A 3432-nucleotide genomic window follows, 5' to 3' on the forward strand; every position below is an offset into this window, starting at 1 on the left:
CCGCCCCCACTCCCCACTCCCCGCTCCCCTCACCTCCCCTTAGGCCGCCGCAGCCCCGCCTGGGTGAGACGGCGTACCAGTTCCTTGGAGCCGACTTCCACCGCTCCCGCCCGTACGGCATCGTCATACCGTTCGGCGGGCAGGTCGTAGTGGTCGCGTTCGAAGGCCCGCCGGGGCGCGCCTATCCCGGCCGCGAAGCGGTGCAGTTCGTCGAACGACCGGTCGCTGACCAGGTGCGACCACATCCGGCCGTGCCCGGGCCAGGTGGGCGGATCGATGTAGATCGCCACCTCAGCCCTCCGCCGGCGCGCCCAGGCGCCCGACCGGGGCGACCGCGACGGCCGTCTTCGGGCACACCCAGTGCGGGTCCGGGCCCAACTCCGGCTCCACACCGAGCGCGTGCGGGTCGCCCGATTCCGTGCACACCGGACACAACGGCCAGCGCCCGTACCGCTCCAGCAGCGCGTCCTGGACGTCCTGGGCTATCAGTCCCGCGACGAACGGCGCGCCGTCAGGCCACTGCTCCACCCACCATCGGCGGTGTGTGACGGCGTCCTCGACGAGCGAGACGATCGCGGCGTCGGCGACGTCGTTCGCCATCAGGTCGGCGAGCACCAGGGCCCGCGCGGCGTGCAATGCCTGTTCCAGCTCCATGACCTCATTCTCGCGCGATCCGGCCGGACCGCCGAAGTTATCCACAGGGGGTCGGACGTCGCTCGCGGACTGTCCACAGCCCTCACGAAGGGTATTGACGCCTCACCGCGCTGAAAATACCTTTCAGACATGAGTAGCGGAGTGAAGGAAACTTTCAGCAGCGCGAGCAGGAGGGCGGCCGCGGCCCCGGCCCCGCCGGCCCCCGCGGCCCTCGCCGCCAAGGTCCGTACGCTCGCGCCGACGATGACCCGTTCCATGCAGCGGGTCGCGGAGACGGTCGCCGCCGACCCGGCCGGCTGCGCCGCGCTGACCGTCACCGGTCTCGCCGAGCGCACCGGCACCAGCGAAGCCACCGTCGTGCGCACCTCCCGCCTCCTCGGCTATCCCGGCTACCGCGATCTGCGCCTCGCCCTCGCCGCGCTGGCCGCCCAGCAGGCGACGGGCAGCGCGCCCGCCGTGACGGCGGACATAGCGGTCGACGACTCCCTGCTCGACGTCGTCGCCAAGCTCGCGCAGGAAGAGCAGCAGTGCCTCGCCGACACCGCCGCCGCGCTGGACGTCAGCCAGCTCGAAGCGGCCGTCGCCGCCCTCTCCTCCGCCCGCCGCATCGACGTCTACGGCATAGGCGCCTCCAACCTCGTCGCGCAGGACCTCGTCCAGAAGCTGCTGCGCATCGGCCTGATCGCGCACGCCCACTCCGACCCGCACCTCGCGGTGACGAACGCCGTGCAGATGCGGGCCCGCGATGTGGCCGTCGCGATCACCCACTCCGGCCGGACCACCGACGTCATAGAGCCGCTGCGGGTGGCCTTCGACCACGGCGCGACGACAATCGCCATCACCGGCCGCCCGGACGGCGAGATCGCCGCCTACGCCGACCACATCCTCACCACCTCCACGGCCCGCGAGAGCGAGCTGCGCCCCGCCGCCATGTCCTCCCGCACCAGCCAACTCCTCGTCGTCGACTGCCTCTTCATAGGCGTCGCCCAGCGCACCTACGAAACCGCCGCCCCCGCCCTCTCCGCCTCCTACGAGGCCCTCGCCCACCGCCACAACCCCCACCACTGAGCCCCCGCCGGCCCGCACCGCGCCCCGGCGCCCCACCGCGCCGCCACCGCCCGCCGTGGACAGCCAGCAGGCAAGCGGTGCCACCGGGGCCGCCCGTGCCTCCGTACTGATAGGGCCGGAAGCAGCGACAACCCGCCGACCGGGCAACCGCCCCGACACATCACCCCGCCCCGCAGCGGGGGCAGCCGGCAGCGACCCGGCCCCACCGGCGCCTGCCCAGCCGGCCACGCCACCGCACCCGAGGAGCCCACCCATGCCATCCACCGACCCCGACTACGCGGCGCTCCGCGCCCAGTTGGAATCCCTCACCACCGAGGCGTTCCGCCCCGAGCTGGCCGATATCGACCGCCGCCCCACCCTCGACATCGCCCGCCTGATGAACGACGAGGACGCCACCGTCCCCGCCGCTATCGCCGAACGCCTCCCCCAGATCGCCGCCGCCATCGACGCCACCGCCGCCCGGATGGCCCGCGGCGGCCGCCTGATCTACGCGGGCGCCGGTACGGCCGGCCGCCTCGGCGTACTGGACGCCAGCGAATGCCCGCCCACCTTCAACACCGACCCGTCCGAGGTCCTCGGTCTGATCGCGGGCGGCCCCTCCGCCATGGTCACGGCCGTCGAGGGCGCCGAGGACAGCAAGGAGCTGGCCGCCGCCGACCTGACCGCGGTCGCCATCGCCGACCGCGACGTGGTCGTCGGCATCTCCGCCTCCGGCCGCACCCCGTACGCCATCGGCGCGGTCGAACACGCCCGTGCCGTCGGCGCCCTGACCATCGGCCTGTCCTGCAACGCCGACTCCGCCCTCGCCTCGGCCGCCGAGCACGGCATCGAGATCGTCGTCGGCCCCGAACTCCTCACGGGCTCCACCCGCCTGAAGGCCGGCACAGCCCAGAAGCTCGTCCTCAACATGATCTCCACCATCACGATGATCCGGCTGGGCAAGACCTACGGGAATCTGATGGTCGACGTCCGCGCCTCCAACGACAAGCTGCGGGCCCGCTCACGCCGCATCGTCGCCCTCGCCACCGGCGCCTCCGACCTGGAGATCGAGACCGCGCTCAACGAAACCGGCGGCGAGGTGAAGAACGCCATCCTCGTCCTCCTCGGCGGCGTAGGCGCCCACGAGGCCGCCCGCCTCCTCCACACCTCCAAGGGCAACCTCCGCACCGCCCTCCAGTCCGCCGCCCCCACCCCGCACCGCGCCCCGACCCCCTGACGCCCGCCCAACGCCCTCCCACAGCAAGGCGCCACACATGACCCAAGACAAGCACCGCGCCACCGCCGCCGCGCTCCTCCCCCTTGTCGGCGGCGCCCGCAACGTCACCTCCGTCGCGCACTGCATGACCCGCCTCCGCCTCGGCATCCGGGACCGCTCACTCGTCCAGGACGACGCCCTCAAAGCCCTCCCCGCCGTCCTGGGCGTCGTGGAGGACGACACCTACCAGATCGTCCTGGGCCCCGGCGCGGTCGCCCGCATCACCCCCGAGTTCGAACGCCTCCTGTCCCAGCCCCCACAACCCGATCACCCTCCGCAGGAACTAATTACGCTGCGTAATCGTTGCCGTAAAGAGGAAGAAGGCGGCACCCCCACGGCCGCCGCAAGCCCGACCCCCGACGCCCCCCACCTCCCCAACACACCGCCCACAACCCGCCCCACCCCACCAACCACCCGCCCCCCGCCCCCCCCCCCCCCACCCCACCCCCCCCCCA

The 3432-nt window shown here is 73.0% G+C and carries 5 protein-coding genes; 3 read left to right on the forward strand and 2 right to left on the reverse strand.

Annotated elements, in window-relative coordinates; all coding sequences use genetic code 11:
* Positions 1 to 29 precede the first annotated feature (29 nt).
* Together ADL22_RS12125 and ADL22_RS12130 are read right to left on the reverse strand one after the other, a co-directional pair.
* A complete protein-coding gene (locus ADL22_RS12125; RefSeq protein WP_066977029.1) occupies positions 30 to 290 on the reverse strand; it encodes a DUF4031 domain-containing protein in 261 nt (86 codons plus the stop codon).
* A 1-nt stretch (position 291) separates the two neighbouring features.
* Positions 292 to 654, reverse strand: coding sequence for a hypothetical protein (locus ADL22_RS12130; RefSeq protein ID WP_066977032.1), 363 nt, complete (start codon positions 652 to 654; stop codon positions 292 to 294).
* A gap of 129 nt (positions 655 to 783) precedes the next feature.
* Here ADL22_RS12130 and ADL22_RS12135 point away from each other — a divergent pair, with 129 nt between their 5' ends.
* From ADL22_RS12135 to ADL22_RS36955, 3 genes are all read left to right on the forward strand, one after another.
* Entirely contained in the window at positions 784 to 1722 is a 939-nt protein-coding gene (locus tag ADL22_RS12135) for a MurR/RpiR family transcriptional regulator (protein ID WP_079064058.1), read from the forward strand.
* 253 nt (positions 1723 to 1975) lie between these two features.
* Positions 1976 to 2938 carry an N-acetylmuramic acid 6-phosphate etherase gene (murQ, locus tag ADL22_RS12140; RefSeq protein ID WP_066977034.1) on the forward strand — a complete coding sequence of 321 codons (963 nt, stop codon included), beginning with the start codon at positions 1976 to 1978 and terminating at the stop codon, positions 2936 to 2938.
* Between the two features lie 37 nt (positions 2939 to 2975).
* A partial coding sequence (locus ADL22_RS36955; protein WP_420711556.1) for a PTS glucose/sucrose transporter subunit IIB occupies positions 2976 to 3432 on the forward strand: 457 nt, incomplete at its 3' end.

Source organism: Streptomyces sp. NRRL F-4489 (assembly GCF_001509485.1).
GTDB lineage: Bacteria > Actinomycetota > Actinomycetes > Streptomycetales > Streptomycetaceae > Streptomyces.